This is a genomic window from Breznakia pachnodae, from assembly GCF_030814225.1.
Lineage (GTDB): Bacteria > Bacillota_I > Bacilli_A > Erysipelotrichales > Erysipelotrichaceae > Breznakia > Breznakia pachnodae.
Map to the genome: position 1 here is coordinate 35951 of NZ_JAUSUR010000009.1, position 22899 is coordinate 58849.

A 22899-nucleotide genomic window follows, 5' to 3' on the forward strand; every position below is an offset into this window, starting at 1 on the left:
ATTATATGTTCTCCTCTATTATCCCATTATTTTTTATTATTTTTTGATACCAGTAATAACTATCTTTTGGTATTCTTTTACACTCTTTCACATCCTGATCTGTTCGGTCTATATAAATTAAACCATATCGCTTAGAAAATCCCTGATGTGAACTTACAAGATCAAATAATGACCATGGACAGTATCCTTCAAGTGGATATCCTTCTTCTACAAGTTTTTCGCAGATTCGAATGTGTTCATCTAGATATGAAATTCTTTGTATATCATGAATTTTTCCATTATCCAACTTCTCACTCATGGCATATCCATTTTCAGTTATAATCATTGGTAATCTATATTTCTCATATAGTTTACGTACTCCTAGATACAGTCCCATTGGATCAATTCCATATTCCATCCATTTTGTTTTCTTAAGTTCTTTATTTTCACCTAAAGTAAAAAATGAGTTTCGATAAAATGGTGGCAATTTACTATCATCAAATTCATCTGGCTTAGCCTTAATACACGTACTAGTGTAATAATTAAGTCCTATAAAATCTGATGTATTAGATTCAAGTAATTCTTTATCCTTTTCTAAGGGATAAAACAATCCTAAATCTTTCAAATAATTTTGTACACTTTTTGGATAAGTACCATAGACACTCATATCCAAAAACATATACATTAAGAAGTCTTCTGCATTTGCCGCAGCAATCATATCTTCAGGCTTTGAAGTTTGTGGATAGGCTATCTGCATTGTACAGACTGGTCCAATTCTCCCTTGTGGTATAAGTTCTCTAAATAACTTAATAACTTTCTTCTCAGCAACTGACATATGATAACTCATTGTATACATATCGATAATTTTTTGTTGTGAGTTATTTTCTTTATTCCCATTTAAGTCAGATGCTGCACTAACAATTAATTGTTCATTAATTGTTCCCCAACGTTTCACTCGATCACCAAAATTTAAAAAACATGCTTTTGCATAATCCGTAAAGGCATCTATACATTTTCTTGATTTCCACCCACCAAATCTATCAACTAAATTTTGTGGCATTTCAAAATGATAAAGTGTTGGAAACGGTTCAATTCCCAATTCTATACAACTATCAATAATTGTATTATAAAATTCAATTCCTTTTTCATTAACACTACCATCGTCTTTTATAACTCTAGCCCAGTTAAATGAAAAGCGATAAATCTTAATCCCTAAATTCGCCATTAGCTCAATATCTTCTTTTACATGATGATAATGGTCAGATGCAACTTTAGAATCTGCAATTCCTTCTGGAGTATTTCTCACATCGGTCGTTGAAGTACTTTTACCACCCTCATTATATCCTCCTTCAAACTGAAAAGCACTGGTAGAACCTCCCCATAAAAATTCTTTTGTCATACATTGTCTCCTTTCATCTTTACCCTAACATTGTTATTGAAGATTTTTGTCGACAAAAAAACTGAAGTAGTTTCAATTTACTTCAGTTAGTTTCAGATTCTGAAACTACATTAGCTAATCGCTGCCTTGTAGTTTACATAATAGTACATAATAATTAACTCTATAATATATAGTAAGGCTATTCTTCCCTCCGTATTTGAATTATTCTTGCTACACAACAATACTTCATCTACTTCTTTCATTGGTTTAAGTTCATGGTTCATAGTAAGTGTAATAACCTTACATTTCTTTTGCTTAATTATTTGAATAATATCATCATTACGATAGAAATATCCTCCTTCTAGTGATGCAATAAATACAACACTATTATTGTTTAGAGAATTTACAATTTCTAAATGATCATTGTAAGTATTTCCTATTTTAATAAGCTTATTTAATTCTGCCATTTTTATCTGGAAGTGTTGTCCAATAAGTGAAGCATATTCCAGACCTAAAAAACAAACATCCTGACTCTGATATATTAATTCACAGATACGCTCTAATTGTTGGTAATCTAAATTTTCTAAAGTAAAATCTAAATTACCAATAATATTATTTGTATATGACTCAAAAATAGGTTTCATTTCTTTTTTTCCTGCGAAGGCTACTTCTTTTGAGTAATCAACATTTATAGCGATAGAATCTTTACACTGCTTTTTAAAGTCTACATAATTTTCATAACCTAACATCTTAACAAACCTTGATATCGAAGCAGAAGACACATAACAAAAATCTGCCATTTCATGAATTGTCACATTTGGAATATCATCAAAATGCATAAGCATTTCCTTTGCTATTGAATAGTTCGTATCTCTTTTCTTAGTATTATTTATATATCTTAGCAAAGAAGATAAAACGGATGAATGCATTGCCATGAAATTACCTCCAATCAATCTATGTTCATTTTATCATGGAGATAACTACATAACAATATTTTCGTCTTTCTACTTTATTAGGTCTTTATTCACTGGCATTTGATTAATATACTTACGAATAATAGTTTGATTTATTCCATTATTACTAATAATATCACGATAAAAGTATCCACTATTACGAATCTTTCGTTCATATGTTTCAAAATCAACCTCCACAATTCCGAATGTTGGATGAAATGTTCCCCACTCCCAGTTATCTAGCAAACTGAAATATAAGTATCCAATCAAATTTACTCCCATTTCCATTGCCTGATGCATTGCAGTTAACATTGATGCAATATATACAATACGAATATCATCATCCGTTACTGCTGTTCCATTTTCTGTAATCATAATTGGTTTATCATTGAATCGCATCAACATTTGAAACATAATTTCTGGTGTAATCTCTTCTGTGAAAAAGGGTTTATCTAATGCTTTGAAATGTGTTGCATTATAATTATCGAATCTAAAGATTTTTTTACGTGAATTGATAAGCTGCCTTATGTATGTATTTAATGCCCAAAAATCACACGTTCCCTTAAGTTCAGGAATTATTACAGCATCATGAAATGGAACTACAATTTCTCCAGTACGAATTGCATGAGCAAAAAATTCGTTTTCTATATAATCAATATAATCTGCCATGATTTTATCAGGATAATCAAATTGTCCTCTCATTGGTTGCTTGATAGAATAAGATAATGCTGAAGACACAGGTTTATCACAATACTCCTTAATAATATGATAACCTCTTGCATGATATTGCATTAGATTAATTCTTTCTTCTATTTCGTATTCAAATGGCATATTTGGTTCATTAATTACAATCCAGAAATCAACATATGGCTCCACTACTGGTACAATCGTATGTAAGAAATATTCCCATGATTTCATATTTGAGATATCCTTAAACGCTCCTTTTTCTTCAAACCAAACAGGATGTGAAAAATGATGCAATGTTAGACATACTTGGATACCTTCTTCTTGAAGTCGAGTTAGAACTTTAATATAATGTTCAACTTCCTTTTTGTTCACTACTCCTTCTTCTGGAATAATTCTTGACCACTCAATAGACATCCGATACATCTTTTGATTTAACTCTTTTAATAAGTGAATATCTTCCTCATATAGTTCATAACTATTACTCGCTTTGTTTGCCATAATATAAGGGATACCTCCAAGTGCATGTGTTGGTGCGAATCGTGGATCATCCTTGTTTGATGAATTTCCTCCTTCTACTTGCATTGCTGCTGTAGCACTTCCCCAAATAAAATCATCTGGAAATTGTATTGCTTTATATTGAAAAATATCAATCATATAATTACCTCCTCGTATAATACTCTTAAAGTATAGCAATTAAAAATCATTAATAAGTTTCAAAAACACGTACATAATTACAAAGAGCAATTTACTCCTTAGAATTAAATTGCTCTTTGTTTTTTTCTATGCTGCTTCAGGAGCAACTACTACTTCTACTTCATTCTTATTTGCAAGAATTACTTTTGCAATAACACCTAATATGAAGGTAAATACTGCTGCCCCTATTGCTGGAATATAAACTTCCATGCTGAATGTTTCAAACAATGAACCATAAACCAATTGTCCAATTGGTGCTGCACATTGTGAAATTGTAAGAATGATTGCCATTACTTTTCCTAATAAATGATTTGGTGTTTCTTGTTGAACAACTGTTATTACATAAATCGAAACAATTGTCATAAGCATTAGAATTGGAACTGATCCAAGCATAAACAATGTAAATGAAGGCCAGTAACCTGTTACCAAGACATTTGGCATAACCGCCACTACAATCGGAACAAATAGAATTGCTGCAATAATAAGTAATATATATAAATTACTTATTTTTAGTTTTTTAGCTACAACACCAATCATGATAGCACCAATAATTGAACTTAATTGTATTGCTGCTAATCCTATTCCATACATCATATCTGTACTTTCCATAGTAATACGTAAGATATAAGGAGCTCCTACAATAAAGAATGGTGATAAGAATAAATTTAATCCTGCTGCTAAACCAACAGCTTTTAGAATATATTTATTTTCTTTGATTGCATATTGGAACCCTTTTTTCATATCATCTTTTGCTACACTTAAGAAACTACCTGATTGTTCTGGTTTTACAAATGGAATATGAATAAATATTTCCATAATAGCCGAGAATAAGAATGCAACTGCACTAATTACAACAATTGATTGTAATCCGATTATTCCATATAATACACCACCAAGTGCTGGTGCCATAAAATTCGATAATGCATTAATTCCATTTACTAATCCATTTGCCTGAGCCAGTTGATCCTCTTTTACTAATGAAGGAATACTAGCTTGTACTGACGGTTGATACATTGCACTAATAATAAATAGTACAACCATTAGAAATCCAATTGTAACGATTGTAGCATCTGTAAATAATAGTGTAAGTAAAAATGCAAATACAATTCCACTATTTATAAAATCAAAAATAACCATTAAATTTCTACGATTAAATCGATCTGCAATAACTCCTCCAATTGGTGTAAGAATAATTCCAGGTATTGTTGATACTGCTAATAATGCTGCAAATAAGTCTGCACGTCCTGTTGTATCTAAAATATATGTAGACAGTGCAAATCTAAGAATTGCTGATCCAAAAATTGATATGATTTGTCCAATTATCATTAAGTTAAAATTACGATTATAGTTTTTCATGTTAGTCCTCTTTCCTTGTTTTTAATTATCTATTAAATACTGAGTCATAAAGCTCATATATGAAATAAAAGCTTCCTGATTTAGCACTAAATACTTTATCCATTGTTTTTGTAAATACTAATGCTTTCTGTAATATCTCTTCTACTGACCAGTCAAATATCCCATCATCTAATAGAAACTGTGACCCTGTAAACATAAACTCAATTGTTTCTCTAGGATTCTCAACATCATATACATTTTCAGCAATTCCCTGTTCAACAATTTGAGTTAGAATTGGTGTTAATCCCTTTACTGCTTCAACAATACTTTTCACATGCATTTCTTTATTATTTACCTCATGCAAGTTTTCTGTCAAATTATCTTTACGCTCTGTTGAACCACCTAACGTAAGAAATAACTTTTTCATCTTTTCATTAGCAGGTAAATCTTCGTTTAAGATTTTATTTGCAATTGCTAATTGGATATCCACATATCTCATTATGATTGCATCCATTATCTCTTCTTTTGATTTGAAATAATAATAGAATGTACCTTTTGCTACGCCAATTTCTTTTATAATATCTTGTACTGAAGTCTTATTATATCCCTTAACAGAAAACAATTTTTCTGATATATCAAGGAACTCTTCTCTTCTTTCATCATATTCTTTTACAACTCTTGCCATATTACACCTCTTACTGACCAACCGTCAGTCGATATATATAATATATGATAAATATAAAAAATTGTCAACAAAAAAAGAGAAAAATTTATTATTCCTCTCTTTTAATTTGTATTTTCTAAATATTTATATGTTTAATTCTCTTTATTTATTTTCTTTTTCTATCATAAACCGCTTTAGCTTCTTTAATCCGCATTTCAATGCTCTTATTCGATGTCGGAATAACAAAATCTTTTGCTAAATCAAAGTAATCTTGTTGTTCTGCCTTAAATAGTTGAAGCAGTGGTTCTGAATTGCAGTTGGTTTGCATTTCCTGAAGTGCATAATAATATTCTTGTTTTTGATCTTCAGTAATAATAATAGGAACATATCTATTTTTTAAACATTCTCTAAATAAAATCATTCTACCTGTACGTCCATTTCCGTCTTGAAATGGATGAATTTGTTCATAGTTCGAATGAAATACCGCAATATCTGATAACGAAGGTTTATCCAACTTACGATAGACTTCTAGCAATTCTGTCATTCTACCATCTACTTCTTCTGGTAATGTTGTTTCAATAATACCTACAATATTTTTTCTATTTTTATATTCTCCTATAGGATATCCATTCGACATATCCTCAAATACTCCACTTTTCAATTTATAGTGAAATTCCTTAATTAATTTTTGTGATAATTCTTCATCTAATGTTTCTAACATATGATTGAACATTGCAAAATGACCAGTTGCTTCTTCGATATCCTTCGCTACAATTATTTCACCATCTGACATAATACTGCCTGTATTGAACAATGAGGCAATCTGGCTTTCACCTAAGCCACTCCCTTCAATCTTATTCGAGTTATATGTTAAATATTGCTGTGTAAAACCATAAATTCCGCTTTTATCTCTCTTTTGATACTCAACTTTGAATTGCTTAGTTAAAAGTTGAGTAAAATCTATTTCATATTGCATATGGTTCTCCTTTGTATACAAACATCACAACATTTATTAATTAGTATATGAATTCAACTTTATGATTACTTATATAAGTTTTTTCTATAATAGCTGCTATTATTAAAATCTTTAACTAAATACCAATTATGCTTCTCTTGTCGCAGTCTATATATTTCAATAATAACCACCTTTTAATTTGTGTCACCAGTGGTGTCACAAATTAAAATTTCAGTTTATTACTAATAATATAACTTCTTAATTCTTAAGCCCTTATAAGTTTTCGATCATAACCTTATGATACTATATGTGCAATATTTTCTATTCTTAAATTTATGCTTCTTTGCTTCAAACTCTTTTGTTGTCATCATAATTACATTTTTACTTAGTAAAGAAGTTTTAGCCACAAAAACATAGTCACCATTATGTAAACTCAAAATATCGCTCCATATTTCTTCTTTTAAAGGATGCCAATGGGTTCCAGTCCCACTCAACTCCTTACCATTATGTACATATGAAACACCAATATAACCTTCATCAGGTGCACTTTGTGGATAAATTCGTACTAAAACTAAATCCGATAAATACCAAAGAACGTTTGAATCATCATAATCAATACGTCCTTTTACATTGAGTTTTTTTAATTTTGAAAACAATTCACTTACTTCTTTCTCCAAAATTTACCCCCTAATTTTACTAATAGTCTTACTCTAACACCTCTAAAATATTGTCACTTTTTAAAATCAAATCCATTAGATTATGATTTGGCCCAATATCCGTAACTTCAAAATGATTAATGCAATGTCTTAACCAAGGTAGTTTTCTACTTATTTCTAGAATCAAGTCAAAAATAATTAGATCAGTTGTTTTGAATTTAGAGTGATACCCTGAATATTGCTCATGTGAAAAATCATTTTCAATAAAGAAGGATTTAATTTTTTTATATGCTCCATTAGGATTTGTTTTGGAATAATGTATTTTTAAATCTTTTGTTCGTATATCAAAATATAAAGCTTTATAGTCTTTTGATTCACCACTATTCACTAACTAACACTTTCCTTTTTCGTATAGTGATATAAAACATCATTAACAGCAAAATCCTCTTCATTTCTACCACTATCACTGTTATACCAAATCCACTTTACAAGATACTCCATAAACCATTCTCTGTCCTTTAAAGAAGTTATTAATCTCCCAAATCCACCAAAATCTCTTGGTTTACCATTTCCATAATAGCAAATTGTGCCATCTTCATATATTTCTTTACGAAATTGATATGTTGAAAAAGCTTTATCAATAGCACCATAAACTTTTTCACAGCTATACTTAGCATCTGTAATTATTTTTTTCTCATCTAATTTTATTTCTAATTTTAACATATTCTTCACCCCCCTCTAATAATTAAGAAAATTTATATTAATATTATAAACTGGGGATAAACGTATCGCAATATTTCAAATGATTATTTTGCTCTCTATCTTCATTTACTTCCCTTACTACATTATTAACATTTATTTCAGGAAATCCTTAATTTTTTATACATAATCATTTTCTACTTTCTACAAGTTTTACTGATATTGCAGTTTCACAAAAACAGTGAAACCATATAATTGTTAATTCAAAAAACGATATCTAATGATTGCCATAGATATCGTTTTAATAATATATATTTATTTATCTACACAAGTAAGCATTGTAGCATTCTCGCCACAAAGTTTTTCAAAATCATTCACAAAAGCATCTACTGCTGTAGTAATTGTATCACTCTTAATCAGTCCTTCAATTACATCAGGTGCTATTGTTGATGCTCCTATTCCATACTCACATAACTCTAAGACCTGATGCGAGTTTTTAAAACTTGCTGCAATTACTTCAGTCTCTAAGCTGGCTCTCTTCAACATATCATGAATCTGTTTCGCTACTGCAATCCCATTATAACCCAGGTTATCAATTCGATTCACATAAGGTGCTACATACTTTGCTCCTGCTTTTCCTGCTAGATATCCTTGAATCTGATTATAGATTGCAGTTCCTGTAACATTTGCACCTTCACTTGCTAAGTATTTAATCGCTTTTAATCCTTCTGGAATTACTGGTATTTTAATATATGTATTCTTTCCTAGTATTTCTTGAATCTTATGTCCTTCTTCAATCATGTCTTCTGCTTTAGAAGAGATTACCTGAACATGTAGTTGTGATTCTTCACCAATAAATTCTCTTATTTCTTTTAATAACTCATAAGGATTCTTTCCTTCTTTTAAAAGGATTGTTGGATTACAGGTAACTCCATCAATTGGATAGAACTCATACACTCTCTTTATATCTTCTATGTTTGCATTATCAATTAGTAATTTCATCTTTTCTCTCCTCTTAGTCAATAACTAAATTATGTATTCCATATTCTCTAACTAAATCATAAAATTCATTCATCTTCTCTTGTGAGTACTGTTTAGGATTATCCTTGTAACAATATTCCTCATCTATATAATTGTATTTTGCTTGTGCAAGTGGATTATAGTTTAATAGCTCATATTTTACATCTGGATAAATACTAACAAGAAACTCTACAATTCTCTCTATATTTTTATGACTTGTAGTAATGTTAGGAATTAGTGGTGTTCGTATAATAACCTTATCTCTATGCTCAGATGATAGTAAGAATTTAATATTATCTAATATTCGTTTATTTGTAGCACCTACATATTTTTTGTGTTGTTCATCATCCATAATTTTAATATCTACATAAATCTGATCCAAATAAGGTAATACTGATTCTAACTGTTTTGTAGATGTTGCAAGTGTTGTTTCAATCGCAGTATGAATGTTACCTTCTTTGCATCGTTTCAGTATTTCATAAAGAAACTCATACTGATAAAATGGTTCTCCTCCTGATAAAGTAACTCCGCCAGTATCTCGATAAAAGACTTGGTCTTTTTTGATTTCATTCATTACTTCATCAAGTGTATATTCTTTGCTGTCAAACTGTAATGCATTAGTTGGACAAAGATATAGTAGCTCTTCCCAATTTTCATTAGCATCACGATGAAGAATAATTTCATTATCATTCATCTCGACACCACTATGTTTTGCATTCTTTACACACGTTCCACACTTGATACATTTATTACGAAAGTATAAAACTTGTTGCTCTAGTTTTATTCCTTCAGGATTCTGGCACCATACACATTTCAGTGGACATCCCTTTAAGAAAACGGTTGTTCTTATTCCATGTCCATCGTGTGTTGCAAACCTTTTAATATCAAAAATATTTCCTGATATATTAGATGTCTTCATAACTTGTCCTTGCAATAATTTCATTTTGCAGTTCTCCAGCTAATTCAGTGAAATATGCTGTATATCCTGCGACTCGTACGGTTAATGAACTATATAACTCAGGAGTTTTCTGTGCTGCCAACAAATCTTCTTTTCGAATAACATTAAACTGTACATGTGGTATTTCTAAATCAACGAAGGAACGCATAAATGTAGCAAATTTGTTGATACCAGTTTCATTTTGAAAAAATTCAGGTAAGAACTTCAAGTTAAGTAGTCCACCATTAGTAGTCAAATCATTATCTAACCTTGACACTGATTTTAACACTGCTGTAGGACCTTTAATATCTCTTCCATAAACTGCAGACATTCCTCCATCTGCAAGCGGTGTTTGTGACATTCTTCCATCCGGTCCAGCACCAACATTTTCTCCCATTGGTACATGTGCAGATACAGTATACATTCCTGTGTGATATGGTCCTCCGCGATAATTCGTATATGATCTTAGTTTATGTCTAAACTTCCTAGCCCATTTCACTCCAAGTTCATCTACCCACTTAACATCATTTCCATATTTTTCTACTTTATTTAGTAATACTTGTCTTAATATTACTTCGTTTTCAAAGTTACTTCTTAAAGCTCTCATCATTTCATCTTTTGTAACTCGATGTTCTTCAAAAACTAATTTTTTTATTGTAGCAAAAGAATCTGCAAGATTGGCGACCTGAATCATTTGGATACCATTTAGATTATATTTTGCTCCTCCTCTTGTAACATCCATTCCTTTTTCCATACAGTTATCAATTACTGATGATAAGAAAGGTGAAGGTAAAATATCAATATGAGCTTTTTCTACTAACTCACAACATTCAATCATTTTCGTAATATAATAATCAATCATCTTTTCAAATGACGTTTCTAATTCTTCAAATGTAGCATAATCCTCTAAGCCACCAAAATCAGGACTCATTTGCTTTCCACTTATTAAACAAATTCCATGATTAAGAGTTAACTCCAGCGCCTTATTTAAATTAAACATTGCAGAATCACTCCACCCTAGATTATTCCCTTGTGTTGTAAGTTCAACACATCCAACAATGGCATAGTCTAAAGCATCTCTTTTCTCAATTCCTAAATCAATCATTCCAGGAACAATACATTCATCATTAAAGAACTGAGGCATCCCACTTCCTTTTGCGACTACACGAATGGATTGCTTCAACAATTGATCACTTGTCTTTTTATTTAGTCTAACTGATAAATTTGGTTGTGGTAATCCTAGATGCGATTGTGCTTCTAAAAATAAATAAGATAACTCATTTTCATAAGCCTCTCCATGTTCATCTAATCCCCCAATTGCGATATTAAACCCAATAGGAAATCCAGCGAAGTATTTTGCTCCGTTCTTATTTCTAAGATATACTATTTGGTTAAACTTTAACCAGATAGACTCTATAACCTCTAATGCATCTTGCTTTGTGATAATTCCTTTATCTATATCATTTTGATAATATGGATATAAAAATTTATCCATTCTCCCTGGTGAGAAGGAAGATGCATTGGATTCCATCTGCAATATTACAAATAAAAACCAAGTTGCCTGTACTGCTTCATGAAAGGATTCAGCAGGTCGTTTACTTAAATTATCACAAACTTCAGCAACCTTCTCTAAACTTCCTCTATAAGCTTTGTTTTCTTCTTTCCCTGCTTCCTGTAATGCTAAATCACGATATCGTTTAATGAATGAAATAGCTCCATCCATTGTAATAATTGCACTTTTATAAAAATCTTGTTGATTAGCAGCAGCTGTTTTCAATTTTTCTTCTGCTTCCAGTTTAATAACAGATGGTCCTTTTTTTAACCACTCATCGCAGTTTGGACAGATATGTCCTTGTGCATGATCCGTTTGGTTTATTTTAGCTACCTTCGAGATTTCTTTTATCTTTTCTCCACCACGTCTAGCAATTACATCTTCTAATGTTTTACCTTTCCAATAAGGAAGAATTACTTCACGAAATGTCTGTATATCTTCTGCTCTAACATTGAATTTATCTTGCGGTCTTGTTGGTAGTGTTTCTAACTCTTCATCTACCCAAGAGCAGCCACCTTCTGGAAACACAACTCCTGCCCTTACTCCTTTAGTACGATTACCAACAATTAATTCTTCAGGCTCAATTCCGATTTCAATTTTTTCTAATGCAGCTTGTAATGATAAAGCACGTTTTAAAATGACAGGAGTTTCTTCATTCTGTTTATAAATATCAGTAATGATGTTTGCCTGTTCGATACTAACATATCGTTTTTCATTAAGCATTTTTTCTTTTAATATTTTGATTCTTTCACTTTGAAATAGTTCCATGATATTTCTCCTGTTTTATAAATAAATTGACAATCTCTTACACTTTCATTATATATTTATTTTTATTATTGTCAACGTATTTGTTATTTATTTTTATTACTTTAAATTAAAAGAAAACATAAGATTTTCATCTTATGCTTCAGGATATATTAATTTTAATTTATAGTTATTAATACTTTTTACTATTTCCTTTGATGGTTTCTTATCCGTAATCACACCAGTAAAATCTGATAATGCAGCATACCTATAATTACCACCTTGAATAAATTTATCACTCTCACATAACATATAGGTTGCTTTCGCACCAGCAAGAATTGTTTTCTTAGTAATACCATCATTATCCATATAAGTGAATACATTATCCTCAAACACATCCACTCCTACAACCCCTATAAAGGCGATATCAAAGCGATACTTTTGAATCGATTCAATGGCTACACTTCCCACAAAACCGTCTCTACCAAAGTCTAACTCACCCCCAATAAAGATTACCTTTATTGTCTGCGATTTCGTTAGAGTTAACATTACATCAATCATGTTTGTAACTACTGTAATTTGTTTTGAAGACTGTTGAAGTAATCTTGCTACTTCAATACTGTTGGTAGATATATCAAGGAATACAACATCACCATCATTAATTAACGATAATGCTAAACGAGCAATCTTTGCTTTTTCCTTTGTATTTAATTCTTTTCTTTGTGAAGCTATTTTACGATGTATATTTACACGTTCTAAAACAGCACCACCATAGGCTTTTTTTAGCAGTCCTTTTTCTTCCATTGTAGTAAGATCCTTACGAATCAAATCTGGAGTCACCCCAAACTTCTCACTTAGATCTTTTACTCGAACTCTTCCATTTTCACGTAATAATTCAAGAATGATTTCCTGTCTTTCTTCAACAAACATAGCATTACCTCAACTAATTAGTATTATATCATAAAACTACTAAATGATAATCTATCATTATTTCCTGTAGGAAAAAGGATTATTGATTTACTTCAATAATCCTTAATAATTAGTTTACTATTTTACTGCTTTTCTTCTTTTACTAATAACTACAATTCCTAAGATTGATACTGCCAACATTCCATATAGCATCATCATATCTGTAGTATCCCCTGTATTTACATTACTTCCATTTGTTGAAGAAGAAATACTTGGATCTACACTAGGTTTTGATACTGTTGGTACATCTACTGAAGGATTCGTTGGTTTCGTAGGCGTTGTAGGATCTGTTGGTTCTACTGGTTTTGTTGGATCAGTAGGGTCTACTGGATTAACAGGATCAATTGGATCTGTTATTGTTTTCACATCTATTGTTAATGGCACACTTACTTTTGCGCCACTTACAAACTCCACATCTACATTATATGTTCCATTTGCTAATGTTTTTAAATAGTTTTCATTTAATGTGATAACTGTGCTTCCACTAGTTACTACATAGTTACTTGAAGGTAATAATTTACCATCTACATATACCTTAAAGAATTTCTCTACTGGTGCATCAATTGTTGTATTTACTGTTCCTGTACCAGTAAATGTTTTAAACCCTTCTAGTACTACAAAATCTCTTTGATCAAGTTGCTTTTGAGCATCATCTAGTTTGTCTTGCAGTTCTTGTTTCTTATCTACATCTTTAACTTTATCAACTAAGTCTTGAGCATTTTCGATATCTTCTTGCGTTACTGTATCTTTGATTATGACATCAGGATTAAATAAATCATTGACTGCGTTTTCTGCATCTCTTTGATTCAATAGCTCTTGAGCTTGGTCAATTTTTGTTTGCCAATCGTTCTTTGTTGGTTCTTGCCACCAATTTGCACTATCCTGTGCTTTATTGATATCTTCTTGCGTTATACCATCAGAAAGCGTACCATCAACATTCAAAAGTCCACTTGCAAGATCATCATATATAAATTTATCATCACTCAGTAATGGCGCCTCTGGTTTTGCTTGAACCATATCAGTACCTTGCACTCTCAATGTTTCCAATGTCGGATGATTTTTAAATCCTTCTGCTGCATTCCCACTCAATCCTGAGTTATCAGAAACATTTACATATGTAATTGAAGGCAGATTATATAATGATTCAGGAATATCACCTGATAAATTATTCTCAGCAACTGAAAATTCACTTAAACTAAGAAGGTTTCCAAATTCCTCTGGAATTGGCCCCTCTAAGTTATTTCTCGCTAAATTTAAATGAGTTAAATTTGTATTATCTGCTAATGCAGCAGGGATAGTTCCAGTAAACCCATTGTCTTGTATATATAATTTAGTTATATTCAATTCTCCTAATTCAGAAGGTATTGTTCCGTTAAATTGATTAACGCTCAAATATAGTGTATTCAGAGTAGTTAGATTTTTTATATCAGTTGGTATCCCTCCAGTAAGTTGATTGCCATTTAATCGAATATCTGTGACTTGTGTAAAATACTGAATTCCATCAATTGTTCCTGCAATTGACATATTACTTAGCATAATTGTACCCACATAAGCTGCTGCTTCACTTTTAGTAATATATTTGTCATTATTTGTATCAATTGCAGTTCCATACCTTGTGATTAGAGCATCATTCAAAGGCTTTGAATCATCTGTAAATGCCCAATCCGTTGGAATAGTTAATACTGATACTTCTGTTTCGTTTGCCTTAACAGCATTTGAAAATACTAAGCTACATAACATCCCAACTGTTAATAAACTCATTAATATTTTTTTATTTAATTTCATTTGTTTCTCCTTTATTTTATCCTCAACTCTATTCTATATATAATACGTATCCAACATGTGATCCATTTTCGTGGAATACAATAATTTTTATATTCCCTTTAAAATCACCTATAACTTTGGAATTATTATCTATCTTATATTGCTCATTATGATATTCAATATATGATTTTTCATAATCTATTTTCTTATACTCATCATCAAAATCTAACTTCAAGTAATTTCCATAATTCGTAGCATTAATTAATACTGGTGCATATTCATCAATATTCGTTATTTCAAAAGAAACCTGTTTCTTATTAATTTGGATTGTATATTCCCCATTTTTATTAACTTGCAAATATAATTCATTCTCTACTTTTTCAAAAGATATTTCTTCTTGATTGTATAGAATCTGAATGTCATCATTTTCTACATTATTTTTTAGTCCAATTACGATATCTATTGAGTCTCTTGTAGGAAATGTAAGATAACTAATACTATCAATATAGGGATTACTATTTGCCTTATTAAACATCTCTACATCATCTATAAATAAGTTGTTTAATCCTTTTGCAGGTAATGAAATGACGTCTTCTTGATTGAATTGATTTAATCCGATTACACCAGCAACTACAATAGCAACTGTAATAGCAGCAATTAACACCTTAGCAGATACTATACTTGCAAGGTTTCCCAGCATTGTTGGATTAGGATTTGTATAGATACTGTTATCAAAATGCAAGTTTTGCTTATCACAAAGCTCTTTTCGATACTCACTTAGAATTAATCCAAGTATTGGCAAGATCGCTGTTGTATATAGTTTTACATTGTTTTGTTCCTGGTATTTCTCAATCTGTACTCCCAAATTCTTTCTTCCAGCATGAAGTCTCGATTTTACCGATCCAACATTGTAATCTAAAATTTTTGCTATTTCTTCAACTTTGTATTCTTCTAAATAATATAGGGTAATTACTTCTTTTTGTTTTCTAGGAAGAGCATCCACTAATTTAGTTATCAACTCTTTTGTTTCTTGCATGTCATATGCTTTATTAGGTATATTCTCAGTTCTTTCATCATGAATATAGACTTCTATACTTTCGTCATAATTATCATTATGCAGAAATTCAAACTCACCTTTTTTGTGCGCCCTTAGGTAAGTAATACAAGAGTTTCTCACTAATCGATACATCCATGAATTAAACGTTTCTGCATTTCTTAATGTGTGCATTTTCTTATGTATACGAATCATTGCTTCCTGTGTGGCATCTTTTGCATCTGCCTCATTTCCAACAACTGTATAGCACCAGAAATATACTTTATTAATGATTTGTGAATATAACAAATCAAACTTACCAATATCCTCTTGTACTGCTTTTACTATCTGGGTAAGTTTTTCCTTTTCATCCATAATATTCTCGCCCTCCTTTATCAACAAAATTATGCTTACCCTACTACTTATACGAGTAGAAAAAATTTATGGTTCGCTTTTAATTTTTATTTTTTTCTATGGTCCACTAATTTGTCGTGAAAACTGGCAATATCGTTCATTATTATTATGAAAATATCAGACAAAAGAAAAAACCTCCATAGAGGTCATTAAATTCAATAATATCTTTGCCTATAAAAGTTTACTTACCACAAAGCCGATGCAATCATTAACATCATTGGCATTGTCAGTAAGCATAGAATATTTGATAAACTTACTATTCTTGTACCTTATGCAACATCTTTAGAATATAGTTGCGAGAACATAGCCAATAAAGCACCTACTGGTGTAGAGGATGCAATCAATATTACATACTTTATATCAGTGTAGGATTGTGGCAAGAATGATAAAAGAAGCATAATAACTGCTGGCACAACCAAAAGTCGAAATACACTTACCATATAATTAATCTTTCCTTTTAATAGTGAAACTAAGTCTACTTTCGCTAAGAAAGTTCCAATTAAAATCATCGCCATTGGTGTATTTGCATTACTTAATAAGTCTAAAGTTTTGTAAATTGGCTCAGGAATTGGTAACTGAATTATGAACAGAAACATACCAACCAAGAAACTTATAACTGCTGGATTGGCTAATTGCTTTAATGGCGAGAAATTACGATTACTGGAATCAATAAGTTTTATTCCATATGTCCAAGCATATAAGTTTTGAACTACCATGTAAATTGATAAGTAAAATACCTGATAACTACCTAGAATACCTTGTACTAAAGGAATGCCCATAAAACCAGCATTACTAAACACAATACCAAATCTTTCTAGGTTTTTTTCTTTACGAAAAGCTAGTGTTGCTATTACGATGGATACACCAATCGCAACAGCACTCAAAATAAAACACAATGCTATTTCCATTAATCGTGTTTGCGAAAATGGAATCAGAAATGCTTTTATAATAATTGCTGGAGTAAAGACAAATAAAATAATTGATGTCATCTGATTTGCACCACTATCCGTTATGATTTCTTTCTTCGCCAAAATATAACCAATAATTATTAAGATTACCATTATTAACATTTGTGAGTATATTGTATCTATTGCCATTGTTTTCCCCTTATATAGAAACTAATAGTTTCATTTTATCACTTCTGTCTTTTATCACAATCTTTTTAGTAAAATCCCCATCTTTATGTAATCGAATTTCACGATTTGATGATATCCATGTAATCGAATAACGAAGTAACCCTCACCCATAGAATTCATTTTTCGCTATTGCTATGATGAAACTGACAAGAGGAGGAACTACTATGTTAACTGTTGCTTATATCGGTTTTGGTAATAGTGTATGTCGTTATCATTTACCATATGTGAAAAAGAGAGAAGAGTTTATAAATGTAAAGTATGTATATCGAAGAGAAGAAGATCGTGTTGGTGATACAGAAAGAGAAACTTGGTATCCAGAAATTATCTTCACATCAGATATTGATGTTGTTATGAAAGATCCTGAGGTAAATTTGGTTGTAGTGAATACACCAAATGAATTCCATGTAGATTATTCCATGATGGCACTTGAACATGGTAAGAATGTTCTATGTGAAAAACCATTTGCAATGACTGCAGATGAAGCAAGAAAAGTCTTCGATTATGCAAAAGAAAAAGGATTAATCGCAATGGCAAATCAGAACCGTCGTTATGATTCAGACATGCGTACAGTGCGTAAAGTCATTGAATCAGGAGTGCTTGGAGGATTAGTGGAATTAGAATCACACTATGATTACTACCGTCCACAAATTGCGGATAGTCCTCGCATGGCTTATCTTTATGGACTTGCAGTTCACCCATTAGATCAAATCATTGGTGAGTTTGGAAAACCAAATAAAGTTGTATATGATTGTCGCAGTGTTTCTAACTTAGGTGAAGCAGATGATTATTATGACTTTGATTTATTCTATGACAATCCATTTAAGGCGATTGTAAAGACTAGTTATTATGTAAAAATCGATTATCCTAGATTTACAGTGCATGGAAAAAAAGGAAGCTTTATTATGCCCACATTAGGTCACAATTCAAATGCAAAACAAAAACCAGGACCGATTGAAGTATCGTTTGATTTACTTCCAGAAGAAACTTGGGGTACATTGTCTTATATTGATGAAAATGGAAAAGATGTCACTATGAAAGTACCGACAGAAGCTACTGATTATGGAATCATTTATGACAACATTAACGATATGTTAGAGAATAATGCAGAGAAACTAGTAAAAGACGAAGAAGTAATTGCAGTATTAGAAATCATTGAAAAAGGTACACAACTAGCGAAGGAGGCAAAATAGTTATGAATGTAGGAATTATTGGAGCAGGTGCAATTATTAGCAACTTCTTTCAATTTGCATCAGAAGTTAAAGGAATGTCATTAAAGGCAATTTGTGCCACACCAACAGAAGAAGCAAAGATACTAGAAATGTGTAAAGAAAATAATATCCCATCTGCTTATACTGATGTAGATGTTATGTTGAAAGACGAGACAATTGATACTGTATATGTAGCAGTGCCAAATCACTTACACTATTTATTTTGTAAGAAAGCATTAGAGTCAGGTAAACATGTTATCTGTGAGAAACCATTTACTTCTAATTATAAAGAAGCGTTAGAACTAGTAGAACTAACAAAAGCTAAAAATCTATTTTTGTTTGAAGCAGTATCAACTAGATATATTCCTAATGCACTTAAAATTAAAGAAATGCTTCCTCAATTAGGAAACATTAAAATATTATCAATGAGTTATTCTCAATACTCATCAAGATATGATGCATTCAAAGCAGGTGAAGTATTACCAGCATTTAACCCCGATATGTCAGGTGGTGCATTGATGGATTTAAATATCTACAACATTAACTTTGCAGTTACTTTATTCGGTGCTCCTAAACATATTAATTACGAAGCAAACATTGAACGAGGAATTGATACATCAGGTGTTCTTACTCTTGATTATGGTTCTTTCAAATGTGTCAGTGTTGCTGCTAAAGATTGTAAAGCACCAATATCTACATCAATCCAAGGTGATGAAGGATGCATTGTTATTCCTTCTAGTCTTAATGTAATCTCAAACTATAAAGTATTGATGAATAAAACTGATGCAAAACAAATGAGTGCAGATGGTGGAGAAGAGGTTGACTACAATGAAGGAAAACACAGAATGTATCCTGAGTTTGTTGAGTTTGTAAGAATGATCAAAGAAAATGATATCAAAAAAATGCATGAAATGTTAGAGATAAGTTTAATCACAATGCAAATACAAACAGAAGCTAGAAAAAGCGCTGGTGTTGTATTTGCAGCTGATAAATAACTAGGAAATCTATATACTAAAACAATATAAAACATAAAGTATTTGCATACATTATAAGATAACACATGCAAATACTTTACTCTTTAATTATGGTATTATTAGATTAATAGTAGAGGTACTTTTATGATTCTAGAAAAAATTAAAAATCAAAAGAATCTAACAACTCAGGAACGTGAAATTGTTAGTTATATAGTTGCACATCCTGAAAGTGTTTTTGAAATGAATGCAAAACAATTGGCAGAAGCATTATATGTAAGTTCTCCTACAATTATTCGTTTTTGTAAGAAGATTGGATTTAAAGGATATCCTGATTTCCAACTAAGTTTTATTAAGGAAAATGTAGCTAGAAAGCACTATGAAGAGAATGCAGAAAACAAAGAAGTTGATGCTAGTAATGCACCTGAAATAATGGAAGAATTGTACCAATATGTTGTAAAGGAAACCAAACAACTAATTAATCAACAATCATTTTCAAGAATTGTTACTTCTATGGTTAAAGCAAAGAGAATTGATTTTTATGCAAGTGATATCAATTATCCAAAGATTCAACAGATGTGTCTAAATCTAAATACACTTGATATTCAGGCACAGGCATTCAATACATTAAACCAATATTATTTAAGTCGAATGGATCCAAAAGATTGTGTCAGTGTGGTTGTAAGTCATAGTGGTAATAATCCAACTATGATTAAAACTGCATATGCTCTTCGTAAGCATAGTGTAACTACAATCGCTATCACTAGCAGCAGTGAAAGAGCATTAGAATTGGTATGTAATGAAAGCTTATATTTATTCTATACAGGTGATAAATTCTTATCACTTCAATATGGATTGTCTCTTGGTTACCTATTAGATATTTTGTATGCCTGTATTTTTGAAAAGAAACATAAGTTATAAAAATTACTGGATTAATAAAGAAAATGAAACCATGAAATCTTCATATCTTTTGAAAATTTCATGGTTTTTTCTATTACTTTATTGTATTTATGCTTCTGCTAACACAAACATCTCCTGTATATTAGGGCTCTTATAGAAGGAATACATTAACTGAATACCCATTGCACACCAGATTAGTGGTTCACAAAGAATAACACCCATATAACCCATTTCTGGTATTAGAATAACCACAAAAATGATTTTTCCAATAAACTCAATAATACTAGAAACAAGTGGTAATGTCTTACTTCCTAATCCCTGTAATGCATTTCTTACATTCAACACTATTCCCAATACCCCAAAGAATGGTGCATTGATCATCAGATATTTTGCTCCATTATCAATTACTATTGCCTCACTGGAACCAGATAGAATCTGAATTAATGGTCTAGCTAAAATCAACATCAATACTGAAATAATAATACCCCACCCTATTGATAACATGTTTGCATAGAATACTGATTTACGAACTCGATCCATCTGATTTGCACCTTTGTTTTGCGATACAAATGTCGAGATAGACATTGCAAGACTAGATACTGGAATCATAAAAAACATCGTCAATTTGCGTGCTCCTGTATGTGCTGCAATCGTCAAATATCCCAGTTCATTAATTGCGTATTGAAGAATCAATGTTCCACTTGATACAATTGCCATCATAAATCCCATCGATAATCCTTGTGACCAAAGATCTTTATACATTTCACTTCCTACATTAAAATGTACTCTATGTGGAACTAAAATTTTTGCTTTTCTTAAAATATAGAAAATACATAAGACTCCAGATACTCCCTGCGCAATTACTGTCGCAACTGCTGCACCTTGAATTCCCATATCAAACTGTGTAATTAATAATAAATCCAATACTACATTTAATAATGCAGATAGTATTAAGAATACTAAAGGCATCACACTATTTCCGATTGCTCTTAATAATCCAGCACATAAGTTATAAAGAAAGGTAACACCAATTGCAATAGTAATCACAAAGATATAACTATATGCTTCATCAATAATCGCTTCTGGTGTGTTTAATAATTCTAATAATGGATATAAAAGAAAGCTACATAATGCCATAACAACAACTGTAACAACTGCACCAATTACAATTGATCCAGCTACTGACTTCTTTATCTTATCTTCATCCATTGCACCATAACTTCGTGCAGTTACAATACTTAATCCATTACCAATTCCTAATGCAAATCCAATTAATAAATCATATACTGGTGTACTTGCACCAATTGCTGCTAATGATACATCCCCCAAATAGTTACCAACAATCATGGTATCAATTGTGTTGTATAGTTGTTGGAAAAAATTAGATATCAGCAGTGGTAATGCAAACAGCAAAACTGATTTTAATATATTTCCATTTAATAAATCTACTTTTAATTTAAACATATGTTCCCCCTAATCTATTATCTATTCTACAGTGTATAGTAACTTCCAAGTCAATAGTTTTTTCTAAGAAAATGAAATTTTGTAGTTTAATTTTGAAATTCAATAAGTTACAAAAATGAAAACGAACGCTTTCGTCCGTTTCTTTATTTATTACCTTTAGATTTTACTTTATCTGATTTCCATCTTTAAATGCATTACCAACTTTAGCACCTAACCCAATATAAGAATTATTTGATGCATCAAACGTAATTGGTTTTAACTTTAATGGATTGATCTGTCCATTATCGTCTAGAATCTCTTCATCAACACTTACATTTATAATTGTACCTACTAGAAGTTCACTCTCTTCATCATAACTTTCCAAACGACATTCTAAAGTCATTGGTAATTCAGCGAAAGTAGGAGCATCTGCATGTTCGCTTTTCTCAATAGTCCAGTTTGTTTTATCTAATTTATTCAGATTTTTATTTCCTGATACAATACCTACATAATCGCAGACAATCACTTCATCTTCTGTTGCCATACTAACCGTAAATTCTTTTTTGTTTAGAATATTTTTAACCGTTTTATGAGTAGCTGATAAATATAAAGCTACTTTCTTAAAATCAGCAATACTTCCCCAAGCTGCATTCATTGCATTCGCAACTCCATTTTGATCATATGTTCCTATAATTAATACTGGCTGTGGATACATAAATGGCTTAGCACCTAAATTTTTTCTCATTTCTTCCTCCATTCGTTTTAACATTTATCAAATTATTTATAACTATACTATAACACTTAGAGTT

21 protein-coding genes are annotated in these 22899 nt (G+C 31.0%); 3 read left to right on the plus strand and 18 right to left on the minus strand.

Going from position 1 to position 22899, the window contains the following annotated elements:
• Position 1: 1 nt before the first annotated feature.
• The 16 genes from J2S15_RS18795 to J2S15_RS18870 all read right to left on the minus strand — a co-directional run bounded on the left by J2S15_RS18795 (position 2) and on the right by J2S15_RS18870 (position 17529).
• Positions 2 to 1378 carry a glycoside hydrolase family 1 protein gene (locus tag J2S15_RS18795; protein WP_307411502.1) on the minus strand — a complete coding sequence of 459 codons (1377 nt, stop codon included), beginning with the start codon at positions 1376 to 1378 and terminating at the stop codon, positions 2 to 4.
• Between the two features lie 110 nt (positions 1379 to 1488).
• Positions 1489 to 2292 carry a MurR/RpiR family transcriptional regulator gene (locus tag J2S15_RS18800; protein WP_307411505.1) on the minus strand — a complete coding sequence of 268 codons (804 nt, stop codon included), beginning with the start codon at positions 2290 to 2292 and terminating at the stop codon, positions 1489 to 1491.
• Positions 2293 to 2361: 69 nt separating this feature from the next.
• Positions 2362 to 3651 carry a glycoside hydrolase family 1 protein gene (locus J2S15_RS18805; protein ID WP_307411508.1) on the minus strand — a complete coding sequence of 430 codons (1290 nt, stop codon included), beginning with the start codon at positions 3649 to 3651 and terminating at the stop codon, positions 2362 to 2364.
• 126 nt (positions 3652 to 3777) lie between these two features.
• Positions 3778 to 5046, minus strand: a complete 1269-nt coding sequence (locus J2S15_RS18810; protein ID WP_307411511.1) for an MFS transporter — start codon at positions 5044 to 5046, stop codon at positions 3778 to 3780.
• A 25-nt stretch (positions 5047 to 5071) separates the two neighbouring features.
• Entirely contained in the window at positions 5072 to 5710 is a 639-nt protein-coding gene (locus J2S15_RS18815) for a TetR/AcrR family transcriptional regulator (RefSeq protein ID WP_307411514.1), read from the minus strand.
• Between the two features lie 145 nt (positions 5711 to 5855).
• Positions 5856 to 6665 (minus strand): Fic family protein, encoded by an 810-nt coding sequence (locus J2S15_RS18820; RefSeq protein WP_307411516.1) that lies wholly within the window; start codon positions 6663 to 6665, stop codon positions 5856 to 5858.
• Between the two features lie 266 nt (positions 6666 to 6931).
• Complete coding sequence (locus J2S15_RS18825) at positions 6932 to 7321, minus strand: hypothetical protein (protein ID WP_307411519.1); 390 nt, start codon at positions 7319 to 7321, stop codon at positions 6932 to 6934.
• Positions 7322 to 7349: 28 nt separating this feature from the next.
• The gene (locus J2S15_RS18830; protein ID WP_307411522.1) at positions 7350 to 7688 is read right to left on the minus strand and encodes a hypothetical protein; all 339 of its coding nucleotides are present in this window, start codon (positions 7686 to 7688) and stop codon (positions 7350 to 7352) included.
• A complete protein-coding gene (locus J2S15_RS18835; RefSeq protein WP_307411525.1) occupies positions 7688 to 8023 on the minus strand; it encodes a hypothetical protein in 336 nt (111 codons plus the stop codon). The genes J2S15_RS18830 and J2S15_RS18835 overlap by 1 nt, the downstream gene beginning before the upstream one ends.
• A gap of 291 nt (positions 8024 to 8314) precedes the next feature.
• On the minus strand, positions 8315 to 9001 hold the full coding sequence (locus tag J2S15_RS18840) for a fructose-6-phosphate aldolase (RefSeq protein WP_307411527.1): 687 nt from the start codon (positions 8999 to 9001) through the stop codon (positions 8315 to 8317).
• A gap of 13 nt (positions 9002 to 9014) precedes the next feature.
• A complete protein-coding gene (locus J2S15_RS18845) occupies positions 9015 to 9962 on the minus strand; it encodes a glycyl-radical enzyme activating protein (protein WP_307411531.1) in 948 nt (315 codons plus the stop codon).
• Positions 9925 to 12276: a glycyl radical protein gene (locus tag J2S15_RS18850; RefSeq protein ID WP_307411533.1), complete on the minus strand. Its 2352-nt coding sequence runs from the start codon at positions 12274 to 12276 to the stop codon at positions 9925 to 9927. The genes J2S15_RS18845 and J2S15_RS18850 overlap by 38 nt, the downstream gene beginning before the upstream one ends.
• Positions 12277 to 12408: 132 nt before the next feature.
• Complete coding sequence (locus tag J2S15_RS18855) at positions 12409 to 13182, minus strand: DeoR/GlpR family DNA-binding transcription regulator (protein ID WP_307411536.1); 774 nt, start codon at positions 13180 to 13182, stop codon at positions 12409 to 12411.
• A 117-nt stretch (positions 13183 to 13299) separates the two neighbouring features.
• Positions 13300 to 15006, minus strand: coding sequence for a toxin Cry1Ac domain D-VI-related protein (locus J2S15_RS18860; protein ID WP_307411538.1), 1707 nt, complete (start codon positions 15004 to 15006; stop codon positions 13300 to 13302).
• A gap of 28 nt (positions 15007 to 15034) precedes the next feature.
• The gene (locus J2S15_RS18865) at positions 15035 to 16393 is read right to left on the minus strand and encodes an RNA polymerase sigma factor (protein ID WP_307411540.1); all 1359 of its coding nucleotides are present in this window, start codon (positions 16391 to 16393) and stop codon (positions 15035 to 15037) included.
• A 308-nt stretch (positions 16394 to 16701) separates the two neighbouring features.
• Positions 16702 to 17529 carry an AEC family transporter gene (locus J2S15_RS18870; protein WP_307411543.1) on the minus strand — a complete coding sequence of 276 codons (828 nt, stop codon included), beginning with the start codon at positions 17527 to 17529 and terminating at the stop codon, positions 16702 to 16704.
• Between the two features lie 203 nt (positions 17530 to 17732).
• Between J2S15_RS18870 and J2S15_RS18875 the strand changes: the two genes are divergently transcribed.
• The 3 genes from J2S15_RS18875 (at position 17733) to J2S15_RS18885 (ending at position 20668) form a co-directional block, all read left to right on the plus strand.
• Positions 17733 to 18758 (plus strand): Gfo/Idh/MocA family oxidoreductase, encoded by a 1026-nt coding sequence (locus tag J2S15_RS18875; protein ID WP_307411546.1) that lies wholly within the window; start codon positions 17733 to 17735, stop codon positions 18756 to 18758.
• Between the two features lie 2 nt (positions 18759 to 18760).
• Entirely contained in the window at positions 18761 to 19771 is a 1011-nt protein-coding gene (locus tag J2S15_RS18880; protein ID WP_307411548.1) for a Gfo/Idh/MocA family protein, read from the plus strand.
• A 123-nt stretch (positions 19772 to 19894) separates the two neighbouring features.
• Complete coding sequence (locus J2S15_RS18885; protein ID WP_307411551.1) at positions 19895 to 20668, plus strand: MurR/RpiR family transcriptional regulator; 774 nt, start codon at positions 19895 to 19897, stop codon at positions 20666 to 20668.
• A gap of 87 nt (positions 20669 to 20755) precedes the next feature.
• Here the strand turns inward: J2S15_RS18885 and J2S15_RS18890 are convergent, their stop codons facing one another.
• Entirely contained in the window at positions 20756 to 22111 is a 1356-nt protein-coding gene (locus J2S15_RS18890) for an MATE family efflux transporter (RefSeq protein ID WP_307411561.1), read from the minus strand.
• Positions 22112 to 22274: 163 nt separating this feature from the next.
• Complete coding sequence (locus J2S15_RS18895; protein WP_307411563.1) at positions 22275 to 22835, minus strand: flavin reductase family protein; 561 nt, start codon at positions 22833 to 22835, stop codon at positions 22275 to 22277.
• Between the last annotated feature and the right edge of the window lie 64 nt (positions 22836 to 22899).